The sequence below is a fragment of the Pedobacter sp. BMA genome (genome assembly GCF_001027745.1).
GTDB lineage: Bacteria > Bacteroidota > Bacteroidia > Sphingobacteriales > Sphingobacteriaceae > Pedobacter.
Genome location: NZ_LECU01000004.1, coordinates 624,118 through 644,450 on the forward strand (window position 1 = coordinate 624,118; position 20,333 = coordinate 644,450).

Annotated in this window: 12 protein-coding genes; 2 read left to right on the top strand and 10 right to left on the bottom strand. The window is 39.9% G+C overall.

Translation table 11 applies throughout. The annotated features are described in order from the left end of the window. Nucleotides 1-81: 81 nt before the first annotated feature. The 9 genes from AB669_RS08880 to AB669_RS08920 all read right to left on the bottom strand — a co-directional run bounded on the left by AB669_RS08880 (nt 82) and on the right by AB669_RS08920 (nt 15,669). A complete protein-coding gene (locus AB669_RS08880; RefSeq protein WP_047798903.1) occupies nt 82-1,455 on the bottom strand; it encodes an MFS transporter in 1,374 nt (457 codons plus the stop codon). Between the two features lie 114 nt (nt 1,456-1,569). Continuing rightward, entirely contained in the window at nt 1,570-3,249 is a 1,680-nt protein-coding gene (locus tag AB669_RS08885) for an alpha-amylase family glycosyl hydrolase (RefSeq protein ID WP_047799090.1), read from the bottom strand. Nucleotides 3,250-3,362: 113 nt separating this feature from the next. Continuing rightward, nucleotides 3,363-5,681: a glycoside hydrolase family 65 protein gene (locus AB669_RS08890; RefSeq protein ID WP_047798904.1), complete on the bottom strand. Its 2,319-nt coding sequence runs from the start codon at nt 5,679-5,681 to the stop codon at nt 3,363-3,365. A gap of 124 nt (nt 5,682-5,805) precedes the next feature. Further along, a complete protein-coding gene (pgmB, locus tag AB669_RS08895; RefSeq protein WP_047798905.1) occupies nt 5,806-6,492 on the bottom strand; it encodes a beta-phosphoglucomutase in 687 nt (228 codons plus the stop codon). An 85-nt stretch (nt 6,493-6,577) separates the two neighbouring features. After that, the gene (locus AB669_RS08900) at nt 6,578-8,497 is read right to left on the bottom strand and encodes a glycoside hydrolase family 13 protein (RefSeq protein ID WP_082120626.1); all 1,920 of its coding nucleotides are present in this window, start codon (nt 8,495-8,497) and stop codon (nt 6,578-6,580) included. A gap of 62 nt (nt 8,498-8,559) precedes the next feature. Continuing rightward, nucleotides 8,560-9,567, bottom strand: a complete 1,008-nt coding sequence (locus AB669_RS08905) for a SusE domain-containing protein (protein WP_047798906.1) — start codon at nt 9,565-9,567, stop codon at nt 8,560-8,562. Nucleotides 9,568-9,584: 17 nt separating this feature from the next. Further along, entirely contained in the window at nt 9,585-11,174 is a 1,590-nt protein-coding gene (locus tag AB669_RS08910) for a RagB/SusD family nutrient uptake outer membrane protein (protein ID WP_047798907.1), read from the bottom strand. A gap of 53 nt (nt 11,175-11,227) precedes the next feature. After that, on the bottom strand, nt 11,228-14,209 hold the full coding sequence (locus AB669_RS08915; protein WP_047798908.1) for a TonB-dependent receptor: 2,982 nt from the start codon (nt 14,207-14,209) through the stop codon (nt 11,228-11,230). 449 nt (nt 14,210-14,658) lie between these two features. Then, nucleotides 14,659-15,669, bottom strand: coding sequence for a LacI family DNA-binding transcriptional regulator (locus AB669_RS08920; RefSeq protein ID WP_047798909.1), 1,011 nt, complete (start codon nt 15,667-15,669; stop codon nt 14,659-14,661). Between the two features lie 347 nt (nt 15,670-16,016). On the opposite strand from AB669_RS08920, the gene AB669_RS08925 reads away from it, so the two are divergent. After that, the gene (locus tag AB669_RS08925) at nt 16,017-16,376 is read left to right on the top strand and encodes a PleD family two-component system response regulator (RefSeq protein WP_047798910.1); all 360 of its coding nucleotides are present in this window, start codon (nt 16,017-16,019) and stop codon (nt 16,374-16,376) included. A 217-nt stretch (nt 16,377-16,593) separates the two neighbouring features. Beyond that, complete coding sequence (gene dinB / locus AB669_RS08930; RefSeq protein ID WP_047798911.1) at nt 16,594-17,694, top strand: DNA polymerase IV; 1,101 nt, start codon at nt 16,594-16,596, stop codon at nt 17,692-17,694. Nucleotides 17,695-17,751: 57 nt separating this feature from the next. Here the strand turns inward: dinB and AB669_RS08935 are convergent, their stop codons facing one another. Continuing rightward, nucleotides 17,752-20,226, bottom strand: a complete 2,475-nt coding sequence (locus AB669_RS08935) for a glutaminase family protein (RefSeq protein ID WP_047798912.1) — start codon at nt 20,224-20,226, stop codon at nt 17,752-17,754. Between the last annotated feature and the right edge of the window lie 107 nt (nt 20,227-20,333).

Genomic DNA, 20,333 nt, shown 5'->3' on the forward strand with positions numbered 1-20,333 from the left:
TGCTAGACATAGCTTGTCCCATATTTCGGGACAAGCTATCTTTCTAATCAGATTGCTTCGTACCCCGCAATGACGATTTATTTAAACTGATCTGTTCTCTTCGATCGCGACCTCTGTAGCCAGCTTTTCGTCTGTTTTCCTAGGTTCTCTGATAAATAAATAACAGATAACAGCCGCCAGAATCATCAATCCGCCACCAAGCTGAACAGCTAAAAGCCGGTCATTGTTAAGCACGTTACGCATTAACCAGCCAAAGCCCAATGAGGCAATAATTTCAGGGAGCACAATGAAGAAATTGAATATCCCCATGTAAATACCAATTTTATCTTTCGGAAGTGAGCCACTTAGCATAGCATAAGGCATCGACAAAATACTGGCCCATGCTATACCAACGCCGGTCATACACAAATACAACATATTCTTATCATGTACCCAGGCTACACTGATTAGACCAATGGCACCACAAACCAAACATAAAGCATGCGTTGTTTTCCGCCCAAGTGCATCTGCAATCTTTGGTAAAACCAATGCAAAAAGGAAAGTGATCACACTGTAGTAGGCAAGGGTTAGACTACCAAAATCCGCTCCATGTGCGTAAACAGGGTCGGCAGCATCTTTGCCGCCGAATACATTCACCGCAACAGCTGTAGTGTAATAAAACCACATTAGAAACAGCCCGGGCCAGGTAAAAAACTGCACAAGGGAAACAATCTGCATTCGCTTAGGCATGTTCCTCAAAGCACCAAAAATTTCTGAAACACCGCCGGCAAACCCCTTATTATTAGCTTCTTTTCGTTGTATTTCCAGATCCTGCGGAGGATATTCTTTCGTAGTAAAAACTGTCCAAAGCACAGCTGCCAGAAAAAAGAATGCTCCTATGTAAAAAGAGAATTTTACATTTTCAGGAATACTACCCTGTTCAGCGGTATTCTGCAAATGAAACAAATTATTCATTAACCAGGGCAAAGCCGATGCTACACTTCCGCCTAAACCAATCATCATGCTTTGCATAATGAAACCACGGTTAACCTGGCTATCTGGTAATTTATCGGTAACAAAAGCACGGAAAGGTTCCATCGCTATGTTTCCGAATACGTCCAGAATCCAAAGCAATCCTGCTGCCATCCACAAAACACTGCTGTGTGGCATAAAAATTAAAGCAATACTGCTTACGATGGCACCAAGCAAGAAATATGGCCTCCTTCTGCCCCATCTCGGATGCCATGTTCTGTCGCTCAAATAACCGATAACCGGCTGTACCAGCAACCCTGTTAGCGGAGCAGCCAAAAATAGTAATGGAACCTGATCAGGATTGGCACCGAGGTTTTCATAAATACGCCCCATGTTGGCACGTTGTAAATCCCAACCGAATTGAATACCAAAGAAACCAACACTCATGTTAATAATCTGGGCGAGGGTTAACCTGGGATTCTCGAATACTGTTTTTAAGCTCATTGTATTTGGTTTTATTTTTCCCACAAGGCGCACCTGGGTTTACACATTAAGCACGGAGGCCTGAAATTTACGCTGCTTTCTTTGTGTACTTTGTGGTTAATTCTTTTTATTGCTCTAAAATTCTATCACCTGCGCCGAAACCGGCCCAAGCGTCACAGGAATACTGGTTCCAGCTGGGATATTTAATTTCCGGTCTGTTAACAAATCAGTAACCGGAGAGGAGTGTTTCACCTTCAGAATATGATCTGGAATCTCGATATTGGCTTCAAGTGATGCATGGCGATCAAAATTCACGACAACCAACAAACGCTGTTTGCCCGAGTAGCGGATGAAAGCATACATGCGGTTATTCATATTTGCCGCTTGTGGAACATCATAAATCTCACCGTTTTTAATGGCGTCGCTGACAGAGGTTACCTTAAACAGTTGCTTGTACCAGGATCTCAGCTTTTGCTCCTCGGAACTTAACTTTTGTCCATCAAATAATCCACCGTTCATCCATTTCTGGTGACTCGGAATACCCCAGTAATCAAAAATCGTGGTGCGGTTATCATCGCCTCCAAAACCTTCTTGCCCTTGTCCCTTCTCTCCAACCTCCTGACCGAAATAAAGCATCACCGGGCCTGAACCTAATGTTGCCGAAACTACCATTGCGGGTAAAGCCAGCTCAGCTTTTCCTGCGAAGCCAGCAGATGCGATACGTTCCTCATCATGATTTTCCAGAAAACGCAACATGTGTTTGCCAAAACCAGCACTTTCTACCTGCCATACATGACGGATGTCTTTCACATCTGCCGATGGCTCGTTTCTGATCAGTCTTTTCAAACCATCATACAAACCAACTTTATCATACAGATAATCGAATTTACCTTCTTCTAAATACTGTTTATAAACCTGGGGATTGTAAGCCTCTCCTAAAAATATTAAATCAGGATTAACTTGTTTTACCTGAGGTATAACCCAGTTCCAGAATGCAATAGGTACCATTTCTGCCATATCGCAACGGAAACCATCTACACCTTTTTTAGTCCAGAAGATCAGGATGTCACGCATCTTCGTCCATACCGGAGGAATAGGATCAAAATGGTTTTGTTTGCCATTCTGATAATCTATACCATAATTCAATTTAATCGTTTCGTACCAGTCGTCATATTTAGGCGATGCCGTAAAAGCATCATTGCCGGTCGCTTTGGCCGGATTTTCATCAAACTTCCCATCCTGTAAAACAGATAGCGGTGTCTTCAGTCCGTTTGTAGGCACCACAAAAGGTTGACCAGGTACATAGTAGAAATCATTTTGGGCACTAAAGCTCCTGGTTACATCATCATTGCTACCGAAATCAGCTACGCCCTCCGGCTTTGCATAAGAATGGTAACTCCTCGCCACATGATTAGGCACGAAATCAATAATTACCTTCAGGTTCTTCCCGTGCGTTCTTTTCACCAGCGCCTCAAATTCCTGCATGCGGTTCTTCACATCAACCGCCAGATCAGGATCCACATCATAATAATCGCGGATGGCATAAGGCGAACCAGCCCTGCCTTTTACTACGTCAGCGTCGTCAACCTTAATTCCGTAAGCAGAATAATCGGTCAAACTTGCATGTGCAATAGCCCCCGTGTACCACACATAGTTGGCATGGAGTGAAGCAATGCCAGCTAAAGCTTGATCGGTGATGTCATTAAACTTTCCCACACCATTTTGCTCAATGGTACCATAAGGAACATTCGTACTATTTTTATTCCCGAATAAACGGGGCAGTAACTGATAAATAACGATTTGCTTATCGTCCATTTTGGGATGTTTTTTTTGTGCAAAGGATGATGTTGAAATAAATAGCTGAAAAATCAGCGCAGCGCATGCCACGATGTAAAGATGACTTCCCCAACTGAATTTTCCATCTACAATCATACCAACTCTGCGTTATTCACTTCTACTTCAGCATTTCCTGCCAATTTATAAACCTGATTTTTGATTCCGATTTCTAAATCCACAGCATTGTGGTTTTTAATATTAATTCCGTTTTCGGTAATATTGATCTTTAACGTCGCTCCTCTGAAACCAACAGTAAACGAGAATGATTTCCACTGCGTTGGCAAGAAAGGGTTAAAGTGTAATTTACCCTCACGAACGCGCATGCCTGCAAATCCTTCCACCACACTCATCCATGTGCCGGCCATCGAGGTAATGTGTAAACCATCTTCAGTATCGTTGTTATAATCATCCAGATCCAAACGTGCGGTGCGTAAGTAAAATTCGTAAGCACGGGCTTCATCATTCAATTTAGCCGCAAGGATACTATGTACACAAGGCGATAATGAACTCTCGTGAACGGTACGTGGCTCGTAGAAATCGAAGTTTCTTCTGATGGTCTCCAAATCAAAATCTTCTTCGAAAAAGTAAATACCCTGTAGCACATCAGCCTGTTTAATAAAAGGCGAACGTAGAATTCTATCCCAGCTCCATTTCTGATTGATTGGTCTTTCACTTGCAGGTAAGTCTTTAACCAGCGTCTGTTCTTTATCCAGATAACCATCCTGTTGTAAGAAAATTCCTAAGTTTTTATCCTCCGGCAAATACATTTTTTCAATAATATCTGCCCAGTCTGCAAATTCGCTTTCATTAAAATTTACGGACGCCAATAAACTGTTATATTTTTCACGCTGTTGCGTTTTAACAATTTCAGCAGCTTCTGTTGCATATTTCATGCACCAAACGGCTAACATACTGGTATACCAGTTGTTGTTTACGTTGTTCTCGTATTCATTCGGCCCGGTAACCCCCAGCATTACATACTGTTGTTTATCGCTGCTCCAGTTAACGCGTTGTTTCCAGAAACGGGCAATACCAATCAAAACTTCCAAACCATAATCGAACAGGTAACTTTCATCACCTGTATAACGGATGTAGTTGTAAATAGCAAACGCTATGGCTCCATTACGGTGGATTTCCTCGAATGTAATTTCCCACTCGTTATGGCACTCTTCACCATTCATGGTTACCATTGGATATAGAGCAGCTCCATCTTTAAAACCTAATTTAGCCGCATTTTCAATGGCTTTACCCAGTTGTTTATGGCGGTAAACCAGCAGGTTTTTACTTACTTCCTGAGGTGCAGTTGCCAGATAGAAAGGAACGCAATAAGCTTCAGTATCCCAATAAGTAGAACCTCCGTATTTCTCACCGGTGAAGCCTTTTGGTCCGATATTCAACCTGTCGTCTTTACCTGTATAGGTTTGGAACAGTTGAAAAATATTGAAACGGATAGCCTGCTGAGCAGAAACATCGCCTTCAATCACGATATCGCTTTCTTCCCATTTGGTTGCCCAGGCTTCAGTTTGTTCTTTAATCAGTGTATCGAAACCCTTAGCTGTTGCTTTAGCGATCACGGCTTTAGCTTCTTCTAAAAGTGATTCTTTCGGATAGTTTTCTGAAGATAAATTTGTGGCGATTTTTACTAAGGTAATTTCTTCATTTGCTTTTACATCAACAGAAAAAGTCTGACCAACAAATTTCTCCTTTCGGGTAGCTTCCGGATTGATGGCCACTTCTTCCGAATTTTTGAATAATGCGATATGACTTCCAGTACAAACCTCGAACTCCGTTTTCTTCGTTCTTAATTTGAGGTAAGCTTCAACTCCGGTGATCTCATCAGAAACCATTGTCCAGAATTTCTCATCGTAGTTACTGTCCTGGTTTTTGATGTCGCCATCAATAAAGGGTGTTAGTGTTAGGTTACCATCAAAATCTACAGCAGTAATGCTATAGCGGATAGCCCCAACCTCATCATCGGCAATACTACAAAAACGGGTGGCTTTAACTTTAACCGTTTTGCCACTTTCCAGTTTCGCGGTAAATGTTCTTTCCAGAACACCGGCATGCATATTCAAAACACGCTTGAAATCCAATACTTCTGCTTTGGCCAGATCCAGAATCTCATTATCAATTTTAACTTCGATACCTACCCAGTTTGCCGCATTTAAAACTTTCGCAAAATATTCAGGATAGCCATTTTTCCACCACCCCACACGGGTTTTGTCAGGATAGTAAACACCAGCCACATAGTTTCCCAAAAGGGTTTCACCAGTATAGGTTTCTTCAAAGTTGGCACGTTGACCCATGCGGCCATTACCCAGACTGAAAATACTCTCTGAAATTTTATTTAAATGTGGATCAAAGCCTTCTTCGATAATGTTCCACTCATCTGCTTTAATGTAATTCTTCATCTTTTATGCTTTCGTCATTACGAGGCAGGAAGCAATCTCTTTTTAAAGTGTTCATCCCCCGTAATTGATTTGAATTCTTTTTTTTTAGATTGTCTCATGCCTCACCATGACGAATTTGATCAATCTACAACTCTTCTAAATCTTTAACCGTTAATTTATTTAATCCGCTTACTACTACATCAGCCTCTGTAAGCACACTTTTTTCGCCAATCCCTATTGCCTTCATCCCCGCACGCTTTGCGGCTTCAACTCCTGCCACTGCATCTTCAAAAACCACACATTCATCGGGTTTAACACCCAAAAGTTCTGCGCCTTTCAAAAACACTTCCGGATCTGGCTTTGATTTGGTCACCATGTTCCCATCTACAATCTCATCAAAGAAATGAGCCAGGTTGGTACGTTCCAGAATGATTCCAGAGTTCTTACTTGCCGATCCCAATGCCAGTTTATAGCCTGCTTTATGTATCGCCGTTAGGAAATCTACTGTTCCAGGCAAAACCTCCGCCGGGGTCATTTTAGTAATCATATCCACATACCAGCTATTTTTTAACGTAGCCAGTTGGTCTTTTTCAGCATCTGTTTTTTCTACACCGCCCCATGCCAGGATTTTATTCAGACTCTCTACACGGCTTACACCTTTTAGCTGCTCATTTTGTTCTTCTGTAAAATCAAAACCCATAGTATTTGCCAGGCGCTTCCAGGCTTGATAATGGTAAACTGCCGTGTCTACCAATACCCCATCAAGATCAAAAAGACAAGCTTTAATTGACGAGTTAAGATTTGAAGTAGGAGGTGTGAGATTTTCTTGCATTGTTCTATAATTAGTATCAGCTAGCGGGTTTCAGCATATTATGATCACCCTGCTTTCGGCTTAAATATTTTTGTTTAAAATTGCTTTAATTTAATTCCAGAACCAATACGGTTTTGGCAGGTACTTTTATTGCCTTAATACCTGTACTCGCTCCTGTAATAACATTTTTTGCGGTGGTAATTCCACTGGTCCTTTCTGCAAAACGTCCGGTATCTAACGTCTTCTCCTTTTCAGTGTTATTTGCGATTACCATAACAGTTCCTGCAGCTGTATTGTTGTAACGGAAATAGACATAAATATCATCTTCAGGAACAAACTGCATCAGCTTTCCGGTTCTCAGCGCTTCGCTATATTTACGAAAGTTTGCGAGCTTTTTTACAAAATTGAAAGCCTCATTTTCTTTTCCTGTTCTGCCATCTGCAATAAATTTATCTTTTTTATCACCATCCCATCCACCTGGAAAATCGAAACGAACCAGGCCATCAGGATTTGAAAAGTTTTTCATCAGGATCTCTGTTCCGTAATACATTTGAGGAATGCCGCGCATGGTCAATAAGAAGGCCATACCCATTTTATACTTATCAAAATCTTCATTTACGATGGAATAAAAGCGGCTCATATCGTGGTTATCCAAAGCGATACAGTTTCTGGTCGGGTCCTGATAAAGAAAATCATGCGCAACCACATCATATAAGCGGTTTATTCCGTCTGTCCATCCATTCTTACCATTTACTGCCTCATAAATGGCATCCTTAACGGCCATATCAGTAATTCCCGGCAAGTGGGTATCGAAGCCACGGTTTACGGTGTTTCCCTGTGTGAAATACGCTTGGTTGGCTACACCATTAACAAATGTTTCACCAAAAATAGAGAGGTGAGGAAATTCTGCTTTTAGTTTAATTGCCCAGTCGGCCAGGTAAGCCGGATCATTGTAGGGATAAGTATCCAAACGCAAACCGTCTATTCCTGCATATTCAATCCACCAGATGTGGTTCTGAGTTAAATAATTCTGAACATAGGGATTCGATTCATTTAAATCCGGCATTGACGGCACAAACCAGCCATCCAACATTTTTTTGCGGTCTGCAGCCGAGGCGTGGGTATCCATCACGGTTTGATCGCGGTAGCTGGTCTGCGTATATTTAGTCCACTGGTGAACCCAGCTTTTCATAGGAAGGTCTGTGAAAAACCAATGACCGGTTCCTATGTGGTTGTGTACAATATCTTTAATCACCTTCATGCCTTTGGCATGAGCGGTTTCTACATATTTTTTATAAAGGTCGTTAGTTCCGAAACGTGGGTCTATTTTATAATGATCGGTAACAGCATAACCGTGGTAAGATGCATGAGGCATATTATTTTCGATTTCCGGAGTCATCCAAACGGTGGTGATACCCAAATCTTTAAGATAGTCGAGATGATTGATTACTCCCTGAATATCTCCGCCGTGACGATAATACATGCTATCCCGGTTGAGCGTAGTTTCGGTTAATCCCTGAACTACATCATTACTTTTGTCGCCATTCGAAAAACGATCGGGCATCAATAAATAAATAAAATCTTTTTGTGTTACACCCTGAATTCTGTCAGCGCTTTTATTGCGGCTTTTCAATTCGTAAGTATAACTGAATATTTTTTTTCCTTTTAAAGCAAAGTTAATCGGGAACGTTCCCGCTTTTACTGTTGAAGAAAGCTCTAAATCAACGAATAAATAATTGGGATTTTCTACTTTGTTAACCTTAACCAGCTTCACGCCGGGATAAGATAATGAAACAGTGCTTGCTGCAATATTTTCACCGTGAACAAGTAACTGTAGTTTTGGATTGTGCATGCCTGCAAACCAGAACATGGGTTCGATGCGCTCTAATTTCTGAGCGAAGAGATTCACGGCTGATAGAAGCACCAGGAAACTCATCAGGCACATTTTTTTCACTGTCTGAGCCTGAAACTTAATTCGAGCATTAAATAAGGGTAACTGAGCAAAAATGGTTGTGGATCTGATCATGCCGAAACTTTAAAGGTAATAAGCCCTGTAACAAATAAATGCTACAGGGCAGAAGTTAATGATTAGTTTTTTACTACTGTATATTCAAGTGTCTTAGGATTTAACGAAATGGTATAGTTACCGGCAGCGGTAATTTTCAGGTTATCGCTATTAGATGTTGCTAACTTGCCATCCTTTATTCCAATATTATTATCCCATTTGTGATCCTCTCTGAATTTGTACTCACTCGCAGTAAGATTTAAAGTCACCCTCCAAAAGCCTTTACCATCATTTACATATTTCATGTCCGTATCAGTGTCCCAGCCTCCGGGAGTAGCCGCGCCAATAATTCCCCATACTTTAACGTCTGATAGTTTAATCGTTAAAGCATTGAGGTCAACAGTCACTTCTTTTAAGCCAGCAGTACCAGAACTGATATCGCCACCTGTAGTACTGATCGTTCCATTACCTGCGTTTCCATAAGCAAGATCCCAGGTCTTTGCCGCCGTAATTTTAAAACCACTTCCATCGAATTTTATAATACCAGTATAAATTTTATTACTCGTTAGAGAAACAAGGCTATCAGCTGTTGACGGTAACCAACCTTGATAATTTCCCGGAACGTAAATCCATGCTGAAGCCAGATAAGCTGTTGCATTTAAAGTAACCACATTCGAATAGGTTAAATCATTAGCAGCAGCACCAGATTTTAGTCGTACTTCAATCTGAGCCGGAACACCGATCTTTGCACCTAAAGCCAGTATCATATTATTGAAATCTGAGACAGTCGGCGCGTAGCTTTTAGTCGTTACAACAATCTCCCGCGGAGAAGCAAAGTTTTTTCCCTTTAAAGCAAATTGAAGTGTTGATGTTACGGGAACAACATAACCCGAAGATGTTGCGAGTGGATATGTTAGCGTAACCGCCGCATTCGCACCTCCAACTTGAGTGAGCGTTACATTTGTTGTTGAGGCTGTAAGCGTTCCCGCTGGCACAACATCAGAAACAACCAATGTACCCTCTTTTTTGCAAGACCAAAGCGACAGGGAAATTAAACCAAGCGCAATTGATTTTAATAAAATTGATTTCATCTTTTATAGAATTAAGATTAATAACCTGTGTTTTGAACCAGATTTGGATTAGCAATCAAATCTGCTGCTGGAATTGGGTAGATATTACGGTAAGCTGGCACATTGGTTCCGGCTTTAACTCCACCTTTAAATGGCCATAAGTAAGTCGATCCCGTAAACTTGCCATAACGTACCAAATCGGTACGACGATGACCTTCCCAGTATAGTTCCCTTGCGCGTTCATCCAGATAGAAATCCGTTGTTAGTGCGGCAGCCACAACGTTGCCTGATGTATTACTGTAGGCCCTGGTACGCAATGCATTTACGTAAATTAATGCCTGAGCTGCTGATCCACCCGAACCGCCGCGTGCAACCGCTTCACCATAAATTAAATATTGTTCTGCCAGGCGGAATAGCGCGAAATCCAGTGAGCTAAATGTACCATTTAGTGAAGCAGGTGTGATGCCCGCAGATGTTACATTCTTGAATTTGGTAACCCGTAGTCCGTCAGTAAACACACCGATTTCATCAACGGTACTTTTGGTTCCAAAGAAGGTACCGCGTTTATCTGTTGATCCGGTAGTATTTGGGAATAAAGCAGGTAAATTCTGACGTGTTCTGTTTCCACCCCATCCGCCATTAGGCACACCGTAAGATGCAGGAGTCATGTCAGCGTTAATAGCCGCATTGATCAGGAAGGTTGTCCCACCATAATTAGTACCATTAACACCATCATAGTTGATTGTCAAAATATTTTCTGTGTTATTCACATTATTATCTGCCTTAAATAAGTCAAGGTAGTTTGCTTTTAACGAATAACCTGCTGCGATTACTTTGCTCGAGTAGGTAATCGCTTCAGTGTATTTGGCAGTACCTGTGTAAACCTGAGCATTCAAGTAAAGTCTGGCCAATAGAGACCAGTCAGCAGCTTTGTCAGCACGGCCATATTCATTTTGTCTCGCATCAACCAATTCACCCTCAATGGCTTTTAGCTCAGATTCGATATAGCTAAACAAAGCTGTTCTGGTGATTTGTTTTGGTGCAACTTTCCCAATAGCGTCATCTTCAGTTACAAACGGTGGATTACCAAAACCATCCATTAATACCCAGTACTGATAAGCGCGTAGAAAACGGGCTTCTGCACGGTATTTAGCAATATCAGATGCTGCAGTTCCTGTAATATTACGGGAAGCTAATTTGTCAGCGGTACTTTCACGCAAAAACTCATTACAAAGGGTAATTTGCAAAATACTGCGTGAATACAATCCCCTTAAAAATTGATTGTCTGTTGCCCATGTTGAGTTATCTAATTCCGGAATTCCTGTATCACCCCACGCACAGATAGCCTCATCAGTTGTTAGCTCTTGAGAGGTCCAGAATAAGCGTAGGAAATCTGCAAAACCAGAGTTTAATCCCCCAATCTCACTTGCATCCGAACCTTGCGAACTTGTTAAGCCATAACTTGCATATAATTTCACCAAACCTGTCTTGTAACCCGCAGCCGTAGCATAAACCGTTTCCGCGGTAACATCATTCGTTGGCAGTAAATTAAGATCTTCCTTCTTGCAGGAATTTAATGATACCAGCAACAATCCTGATATCAATATTATTTTAAATGAGTTTTTCATTTTGATATATTTTGTTCTGGAACATGTTATAGAACATGTTCCTTTATCATTGCCTAATTAAAACCAAGATTTAATCCTAAAGTGAATGTGCGGGGACGAGGATAAAGGTTGTTATCAATACCTGAAGTTTGTTCAGGATCGATACCTTTATATTTGCTTACCACAAACACATTCTGACAGTTAGCCGTTAATCTCAATGTTGCTTTACCAGATTTCGATAATTTCCCTGCATCGAATGCTAAACCAAGGTTATCCATTTTAAGGAACGATGCATTCTTGATGTAATAGTCACTCAGAAACTGAGTATTCTGGAAATTAGTGAATAGGAAATCTGAACCTGCGTTGTTGATTACTCCGGCCGAACTTAAAATATTTGCCCTTACTCCAAAATTAGATGATACGTTGTCATAAATATAGTTACCGATATTTGCTCTTAAAACAGTGCTGATTGTCCACCTTTTGTAATTGAAGGCCGTATTGAAGCCAAACGTAAAGTTGGGATCAGGAGATTTATAGAAGTACTGATCACTTGTATTGATTACACCGTCACCATTTAAATCTTCGTAAACCCCTTCTAAAGGTTTGCCAGCAGCATTATATACTTGTTTATAAACAAAGAATGCCCCCGGAACCTGGTTCACTGCATTGTATTTCAACGTAACTCCTGTTCCGCCAGAAATATCTCCGGCACCAACCTTGGAAGCTGGATCTGGATTTAGCGTAAGGTTTGTAATCTTTCTTTTATTATAGGCTGCATTGAAGCCGATATCCCAGTTCATATCATCTGTTCTGATGATTCCGAAGTTGATGCTTGCCTCGGCACCTTTAACCTCCATGTTACCAACGTTAGTTGTTAATTCGTTATTGAAGTTGGTTCCTACCGGAATGTTAACTTTACTTAATAAGTCTTTTGTTTTTTTGTAGTAAACATCGATTGCTCCATAAATACGGCCTTTAGCAAAACCGTAGTCTATACCAGCATTATATGTAGTAGTAGTTTCCCATTTCAAATCGGGATCATAAGCAGCCGGACTATAATAGTCATAATAAGTGTTTCCAACCATGTACTTACCCGTTGTGCTGTTATTATAATATTTAGATAAATAATCATAATAACCAATACCATCCTTATTACCAGTTTGTCCATAGCTTAATCTCAACTTCAAATCAGACAGCACCTTGCTGTCTTTAAGGAAGTTTTCACCAATAACTCTCCAGGTGAAACCGGCTGATGGAAAATAACCCCATCTCTGAGATTCTGAAAACTTCGAGGAAGCATCAGCCCTCATTGTTCCTGACAGGATATATTTATCAGCCAAAGTGTATACAAATCTTCCATAATATGAAAGAAGCTTATCTCTCGGAATATCAAAAGCATTAGCAGGTTTTACCAGCTCTGCGCCTAATCCATTGTAGCTTGTAAAGTTATAATTGGTGGTTTTATTATCGTAATAACCATAACCTGCCGTTACATCAAATCGGCTTCTGATACTTTCAACATTTTTGGCGTAGTTCAAATAAAACTCCGATACCTTGTTACTTGCGGTAGCTAGAGAACGTGTAAATGATCCGTTAGTGGATATACTTTGTGCTGCAAAAGCAGGAACTGATATTTTACCGTAACCCTTGGATACATCGTAACCAAGGTTCAGGTTAGCATGCAATTCTGGAAGGAAGTGAAATGAGTAATCAAGTCTCAAGTTACCAAAACTCCTGTCAGCATTTCCGTTGTTATTCTGCAGATTGATTAAAGCGACCGGGTTTCGGGGTGCATTTGGATTAATGCTCCCATCAGCTAAACGAAGCCATTCAAAATAGTTTCCAAAACTATTCGAGGCGTTAACTGATTGAGTCGGATCGAACTGAATTGCACTTGCAATTGCGCCACTGTTAGCAAAATGCGAATTGGTTAATGTTCCTTTTAAATTCAAATCAACTTTTAAGTGGTCTTTGAAAAATTTTGGTGATAAGCTTAATGCACCTGATGCACGTGTAAATTTATCGGTGATTAATAAGCCTTCCTGCTCAAGGTATCCTGCAGACACACGGTATGGAACATTTTTGAATGAGCCCGATATACTTAAATTATTATCTGTCGTGTAGGCATTACGATAAATTTCATCCTGCCAGTCAGTATTTGATTGTCCTAATAAAGCAGTGAATGTCTTGCCGTCATCGTAAGTTGCATTCGGATTTGCATTTACGAAATCACGAATTTGGCCAGAAGAAAGTACATCCACTTTTTTGGCGACTGTTGCAATTGAATTATTAGTACTGAAATTAAACACAGGAGCACCTGATGAACCTTTCTTGGTCGTAATCAGGATTACACCATTTGAAGCACGAGAACCATAAATGGCTGTTGCATTTGCATCTTTTAACACGGTAAAGGTTTCAATATCGTTTGGATTAATTAACGATAAAGGACTTGGCGCATTATTGATAGAATTACCACTAAAGGGAACTCCGTCAACCACGATAAGCGGGTCATTACTTGCATTCAGTGAAGCCCCACCTCTAATTCGGATCTGGCTTCCGCCTCCGGGTTGTCCGCTGTTTTGGGTAATGTTAACCCCGGCAACTTTACCCTGAATTAATTGTTCAGGATTGGAGATCGTACCCTTCTGAAAATCTTTCGAAGAAACCGTAGTGATTGATCCCGTCAGGTTTTTCTTTTCAGCCGTACCATAACCAATTACTACAACCTCATTTAGTTTCTGTGCATCGGGCACCAGTTGAAAATTCAATGTAGCATTCGCTGAAACCGTTACTGGTTTTTCAAGCGTCTGGTAACCGATAAAGCTGGCAGCAATTGTGATAGAACCGTTTGAGAGTGCGGCTAATTTGAATTTTCCATTAACATCTGTTGAAGTACTTCTGGTTGTTCCTTTAACAATTACAGAAGCACCTGGCAAGGGCTGTCCAGTTTCATCAAGCACTGTACCAGATACCGATCCGGTTTGTGCTTTTACGATTAATGCTGAGAAAATCAACAGCACCAAAAGCCCCTGTTTTAACAGGTAAAATACTTTCATATTCGAAGCTCGTTTAAGTATAAAAATTTGGTTAAATATTATAGTGAATTACACACTGGACTAATTTACAGACCGAAATGGTAATTCAAAATTTATTTAAAGAATATATTTCACAACCAAAAAAAACAAAACGAAAGCAGTAAAAATTTCGCATTTTTTAACATAAAAGGTTTAATAATTCGCCAACCAACAAAACACAACAAACTGTTTTACAATATTTTAAAAACACCAACAAGTAAAATAAAGTGTAGATTTTACACTAAGTGAATTTTAGAGCCTATTTCGGGAACGTTCCCGACAATAAAGACAAAAATCAGCGCTGTTTTTCGGGAACGTTCCCGGTTTTGAATCGAAATTCTGCTTATTTTACACTAAGTGAAGATTTTTTTTGAAAAAAATCAGATCAAAAAACGGTCTGTAAAACGGCTAATTTTTCGCCTTTTTAGAGGCTATTTCATAGTAGAATTTCTGGCAATGATCTTTGATTTCAGAACCACTTCATTTATGCGATTTTCCGCATCATGATTGTCCAGAATTCTGAAGAGCAGATTGGCAGCTTCCTCCCCTATTTCGGTAGCAGGTTGAGTGATAGTGGTGAGCGACGGATTCAACAGTGGCGCGATCTCCAGACTTGAGAAGCTGATCACCTTTAAATCGTGTGGGATTTTTATATTTAAATCATAACAGGCATAATAGGTAGCAAAGGCAAGGCGTTCAACAGAAGTAAAAACACCGTCAGGCTTCAAATCGATTAACGCCTGTTTTACTATGATACTGTTTTCATCATAACTGTTGCTGCAATCAATAATCAAATGTTCTTCAAAAGCTATATGGTGCTTCGAGAGTGCATCAATATAGCCCTGCATCCTGGTTTTGCCAATAGACAAACTTTTGTTTACCACCATATAGGCAATTCGTTTACACCCCTGCTCAATTAGATGCTCAGTAGCTGAAAAACTACTTTCATAATCATTAGTAATCACTCGTGGGGTTTGGATATCTTCATAAATTCTATCAAAAAAGACTAACGGTAACCTTTTTATTCCGAATTTATTTAAATAGTTGTGATCATTGGCTTCACCCGATACCGACATCACAATACCATCGGCCCTTCCATTGTGCAAGTGGCGAATAAAGTTGACTTCCTTGGTATAATCATCGTCAGTTACGTAAATCAAGATGTGGTAGCCCTTTTCCCTTGCTACACGCTCAATTCCATGTATAGCCTGTGAAAAGTAGTTGTTCGCCAACTCCGGTACAATCACCGCAATTGTTTTACTTTTCTGTTCCCTTAAGTTACTGGCATAATGGTTGGGTTGATAATTTAATTCCCTGGCTTTGGATAGAATAAGCTCTTTGGTAGCAACACTAATATCACTGTTATCCCTAAAAGCACGCGAAATTGTAGAAGTAGATAAGTTTAATGCTTCAGCTAATTCTTTAATATTAATACTATCCATTGATGGCTGTAAACCTTTTAAAACGTCGATTTGATGAGGTAAATATAAATGATAAAAATGCTAAATACGCCACAATATTTCACAAAACACTGACCAACAAAGCATTTAATAATAAATTAGATAAAAAGCAGGGTTAATTGACTATAATCAATGCTTTCTTGATGAGAAAATGTTTCAGTTGTAGATCATTTTTTAGATAATTGTAGAATAAGGCAAGCAGAAGTTTTTATTTGAATTACTCTTTTTTTTAAAACAAATACTCGAATATTGGTATTACTACTGTTGTAGTATCGATCCGGCTTATGTCAGCACACAAACAAATGGTTTGATGGAAATAACTTTTACAAATGGGAACTAAGAAAATATTCATCGCCGACGACGATGAGGGTATAGTGGACGCAGTAACAATGATTTTGGAAGTGATGGGATACGACGTTAATTATACTTATGATGGCGGGTCAGTAATTGAGGCAGTGAAAAACAGACCAGATTTAATCCTTCTTGATATATGGATGAGCGGGCACGACGGACGTGATATTTGCAAACAATTAAAAAGCGATCCAGAATTCAAAGACATTCCAATTTTAATGATTTCGGCAAGTAGGGATATACGGCAATCTGCCATGGACGCTGGTGCAAACGACTTTATGGAAAAACCTTTTGAAATGGATTCACTTTTAAATAAGGTTGAATTTCTGCTAAACTAAGGCTATCGAAAAATTATACACTAAACATTAATCCTCAATAACTTCCTTGAAGAAAATTCTCTCAGGCAATTGCTTAACGCGAACTCAGTTGCCTCACATAGGCTTAACCTATGGTTATTTAATTCCCCTTTAAAAAGTTTCAAGCAAATGATCACCTGTATCGCCAAGGTTTTTTGTTCCAAAAATCAAGAATAAATTCCGACATTTATTCATTCAGATGTCTGATCAACCAACTACAGTTTTAAGAAAAATCATTCATATCGATATGGATGCCTTTTACGCATCTGTAGAACAGCGCGATTTTCCGGAATACCGTGGAAAGCCTCTGGTTGTGGGAGGCAAACCTGATAGCCGGGGAGTTGTGGCTACAGCCAGCTATGAAGCCAGAATTTACGGAATAAGATCAGCCATGTCTTGTAGTAAGGCCTACCAGTTATGCCATACAGCAATTTTTGTATATCCACGTTTTGATGCCTATTCTGCTGTATCGAAGTCTATAAGAGAAATTTTTAGCCGTTATACTGATCTCATTGAGCCCCTGTCATTGGATGAAGCCTACCTGGATGTTACAGAAGATAAATTGGGTATCGGTTCGGCTATCGATATCGCCAGGTCAATAAAAGATGCCATTAAAAATGAATTGAATTTAACTGCTTCTGCGGGTGTTTCCATTAATAAGTTTGTCGCGAAAGTGGCATCAGACATGAATAAACCTGATGGTCTGACTTTCATTGGCCCCTCTAAAATCAAATCATTTATGGAAAAACTTCCTGTAGAAAAGTTTTTCGGTGTAGGCAAAGTTACCGCTGCAAAAATGAAAGCAATGCAAGTCAACACGGGGGCCGATCTTAAGAATTTAAGTCAGGAACAACTCATCGCACAGTTTGGCAAATCAGGGAAGTTCTACTATCAGATTGTCCGGGGCATTGACGATAGGCCTGTCCGTGCACACCGCGAGACTAAATCGGTAGGCGCCGAAGATACGCTTGCCGAGGACACCAATGACGACGCAGTAATGCATGATTTGCTGAGACAAATAAGCGAGACAGTAGCAAAGCGACTGGAAAAGTATAAGCTTAGCGGCAAAACGGTTACACTTAAAATAAAATTTGAAGACTTTAAGCTCATCACCCGCAGCCGGTCTTTTGCTTTTTCTATTGATAAAGCCGAAGCAATATATATGGAAGCGATAAGACTTTTACAGGAGGCAGATCTTGGGTTTACAAAAGTAAGATTATTAGGAATCACACTTTCCAGGTTTCACGATGACGCACCGATGGAGAAGTCAGAAAGCAATCAATTGGAGTTTGACTTTTAAAACAAGACTAAAAAAGCCCGCAAATCTGCGAGCCTTTTTAGTTTTGACTATAGTTATCTATTGGCCGTTCAATTTATCAGCAAACATTTTCATGTAAAAACCTCCTACAACACTTCTAGCTTTAAAATTATCGCGGATCCCGGTATTGGAATCATAAAAATCGTTCAGGGGAACTCGTGATTCAGTTTCAATGGCATGTTTGTAAACCGGATGTACCAGAGCTTCAAAATCTTCACGTGTTGGAGCAAAGGTAGCCGTCCATAAAATCCAGTCGTTTTTAGTATATGCTTTTCTGCTGTCCAGTGGAATCCCATATCGGTTTTGTTTCTTCAGGTAATAAGCTGTTTCGGTATTATAGATTTTCTGTGGAAACAAATTTAAGTTTAGTACTTTATCCCAAACCAGGTTATACTTTTGGCTCCAGGTATTTTTATCATCAAAGGTAAGCGCATAATGATCTCCGGCTTCTGCCATTTCAATCCATTTTGGCACCATGCTTTCGGCGATAGCTCTATATTTTGTAGCTGTTTCCCTATAGCCCAGCGTTTCAGCCATTTGTGCATAACAGGCTATACCAACTATTGCCTTAACTGATAAATTTGCATTTCTTGCGAGGTGCCCGGCGAAATCATCAGTACACAATTGTGTTTTAGGATCTAAGCCTTCTTTGGTTAAGTAGTCAACCCAGGTAGTGAGCGTTTTCCAATGTAGTTTCGCGTAATCAGCATTTCCCTGTGCTTTTGCAATAGCAGCAGTTAATATAATCATGTTACCGGATTCTTCTACCGGCATAGGCTCACCATAAGTCTGACCGTTTGCCAAAGGGTAAGTTCCTAAATCGTGAGCAGCCCATGGATGGGGATATTTTCCACTTTCACTAAAATAAAAAATACCATTGAGCATGCCTTGTAACAAAGATGGATTGTAAATTAGATACAGAGGCGCAGACGGATAAGTTACATCAACCGTGTTAATAAAGCCACCACTATTATTCTCTTTAGATAACCACAAAATTTCGCCCTGCTGGCTTTTTACCAAAGTATGAGCAGCAATACTCTGACGATAAGCTAAAACACATAAATCTGCATATTCTTTACCACCAGATTTTAAAGCATCAGCATAAACAGACTTATTGAATGCCTCGCATTTAGCGATTACCGCTTTATATTGTACTGCAGCATCACTTAGTTGTCCTTCAATGGTTTCTTTACCCGAAGTGTTCCACCATGGTCTTAAGTTCTTATTGAAATACTGAACTGAATAAATTTCATCATATCCCAGCTCCACAAATTTCTCCACTGCATTTTTCCCTACGTTACCAAAAGGAATAATGGTATTTAATGCCAGCATCTTCCCTTGTTTTGCTGTTGATGCCGCATTTCCCTTTCTAAAAGCATTAGCTGCATCTTTCTCGCTGGTTACAAATTGAATGCTTCCTGAGGTTTTTGGAGTTGCCACATAGAAGTAACCCCAGTCAATACGCATGTCATCACTTGCTTTTTGTAAAACAGGTTGTTCTAAAGTTCCTGTTTTTAACACAGATAGATTAGCGGTCGCATATTTTGTTACGCTAACTTCCTGTGAGGGTCTATATACGGCGATATTAGATGAGGCACTTAGGTATGCTTTTACCTGGTGGGTTTTGCTGTCGTTAGCCTTAACCTGATAGGTAATATAGGACACAGGTCTTGCAAACAGTCCCAAATCATTCATTAAAAGCGGAGAAGTAAAAGTTAATTTCAAATCAACTTTACCACAGGTAAAGTTATAAATGGTTTGCGTGGCTTTCACATCAACACTCTTTTGTTTAGCCAACTGAACTTTTTGCGCATCATCTTTCTCTTTATTCACCAAACCGAAGTCAAGATAACGTCCACCTGCAGTATTCAAAAGGTGGATAGCAATCACGTTCTGGCCTGCTTTTAATGCATTTTTACCACTATTGCTGAGTGCTATATATTGGAAGCTATTGGTCCATCCTTCCTTATCATATACTTTTTTACCATTCAGGAAAACCTCAATATTATCATCGTGATTAATTTTCAGGAAAAGTTCGTTTATCGAAGCAGGATTTGCTAAAGTAAAATTCCTCCTTACCCAAATATCATGAGATTTCCATAATGTTTTAACATTCTTTTCATCATCACCTATAGGAGCAGAACCGGTTTTCCATCCGGTTGCAGAATAGCTAAATGCATTCCAATCCCCCTCGGGTTTATTTTCTGTGTATTTTACCTCATAACCTTTCTCGTCAGAAGTTTCTAATACCGTTTTATAGCTTGGTGTTTCTTTGCCTAAGAATCTGTAAATACTACCATCAACATTTATTAATCCCAATAAGGATTGGTCTGCACCAGTCCAGTGCGCTGTAGAAGAAGCGGTAAGTTCATCTGTATTGGACCAGATACTAAAATAAGTGTTGTGTGTAATCAATGGATAGGAAGGCGCCTTTCGCTCCTGAGCATGGAGTAAACCGCTCAAAAAGACGCAGCCGATTATGCCTAATAATTTAAAAATTTTAATTCTATTCATAATTGTGTGTGTGTTTTCGGTTAGAAAATAGAAGCAGTTAAACGTTTTACTAATGTATAAAAATTTATCTGCTATCCATTGTAATTTCTGCTTGACATGCAAAAATA